This window comes from Guptibacillus spartinae, assembly GCF_028610625.1.
Classification (GTDB): Bacteria; Bacillota; Bacilli; order Bacillales; family Guptibacillaceae; genus Guptibacillus; species Guptibacillus spartinae.
On the sequence record NZ_JAQQWU010000036.1, the window covers coordinates 1 to 1,706 of the forward strand.

Consider the following 1,706-nt stretch of genomic DNA (forward strand, 5'->3'; position numbering starts at 1 on the left):
GGGACGGTTCGAGACCAGTGAAAAACTAACGTTTTTTTCTTAGACTTAATAGCTAACCCTAAATAAAGAATATAATAGAAGCTTTTCAACCAAATATACATGAAAAAAGAGGACGCTATCGTAGCGATCCTCTTTATGTTTACCGCGACGGCGGCTAATTTCGATTGAATGGATGCACTTAATAGACCATACCCCCTGGTTCGAGATAGGCCATGAAATCGTTTGAGCTCCGCATTCTTTCCTTCTATAGAAGCTCGCTTTTTATATTTTTCTTTAAACGCTTCGGACTTTTGGTGTTGAGATATTTCATAAAATTCAGCTGTGTTAACCCCTACCACCAGTAATCTCCTTGCCCTTTTCTTTGCACATTCGTCATGAAGTGGGCAGGCTTTACATTGCTTCAATCCAAAGTAATATTTATATCCTTCTCTGCCACCATCTTTCCCTTTTGTCCTAAAGTATTTCTTTCTTTCGGTGATGTTTCCTTGGCTACACTGCCATTCATCAGCGTCTTTATTATAGGTGAATTGACTTTCGTCAAGTCGGTATACAAGAGAGCTTACGGGTATATAAGGGTGCGCTTTTAAGGATTTTATATCATCTAGTATAGATTTTCTGAAATAAGCTTTATCCCCATACACTTCCGTGATGGTCATGTTTGATTTTAAAGTTTGAGCTAACATTTCTTTGGCATAACTACCATCTGTGTAAGCACCATCCGATGTGCGTACGGACGTAATTATCCGTTCTTTTGTTGTCATCACAAACTCAGTTTTGTATCCATAAAAGTCCTGCGTCCTACTTTTTCTGCCGACTCTCGCATCTTCGTCAATAAGGGATCGGATGCCTTTCTGGTTGATAAACTTGGGATCCGCTAGGATCTTCTGAGCTTTTTGTATTGATTCCTTCGTGTTTTGATTGTGATTTGATGCTTGTTTCTCTACTTGATTCATTACGTTCAATAAGTAATCTTTCATCACAGCTTTCGCTTCTCGGTGATCCGCAATCTCCTGATAATCTGGAACCTCTGGTAAGTTCTCAAGTGATTGCCCCGTTTCTCGTTCATAGGTATGAATGATATTCCGAGCCAGATGTTTCATCAATCGCTCAGGTGTTTTCTTCTTAGTATTCGCTTCGATATGGGTAGCGTCAATACTGACACTTTTTCCTTCGAGAATCCCTTGTTCTACACATTGTCTCGCCATTTCAGTCATCATTTCATCAAGAGTATTTTCTCCAAGTCGCTGCGTTCGAAACTTGGACAGAAGACTTTTATCTGGCAGGGAATCTTCTGGATTGAGACCGAGAAAGTACATAAACGCGAGGTTCAGTTCCGCTTCTGCCTTCATTTGTTCATCGGAATAATTATATAAATGTTGTAAAAATAAAAGTTTACACATTAACTCTGGTTCTTTGGCAGGACGGCCAAAACGCTCGGAGTAACTGTCTTTCAAAAGATCGTTAATGAAAGAAAAATCAATAACGGTCGTTATCTTCTTAAGGATATGATTTTCCGGAATTTTATCGTATAATACAGAGTGAAAACTTGATTGCTTTGACTGTAATCGAAGCACAAGTAAAACCCCCTAATGGTCGGTATTTGGTCGTACCCATTATACCATTCAGGGGGTTTTTTCATGGAGAATTTTAAATTTTACTCACCGGTCTGGTCTTAATCCGACTTTTTCACTGGTCTCGGACGGTTC

The 1,706-nt window shown here is 39.4% G+C and carries 1 protein-coding gene; it reads right to left on the reverse strand.

Features of this window, described 5'->3' with window-relative positions:
- The coding region (locus PQ511_RS23520) for an IS1182 family transposase (RefSeq protein WP_273854339.1) at nt 1–1,574 on the reverse strand (1,574 nt) is incomplete at its 3' end.
- Nucleotides 1,575–1,706: the final 132 nt, after the last annotated feature.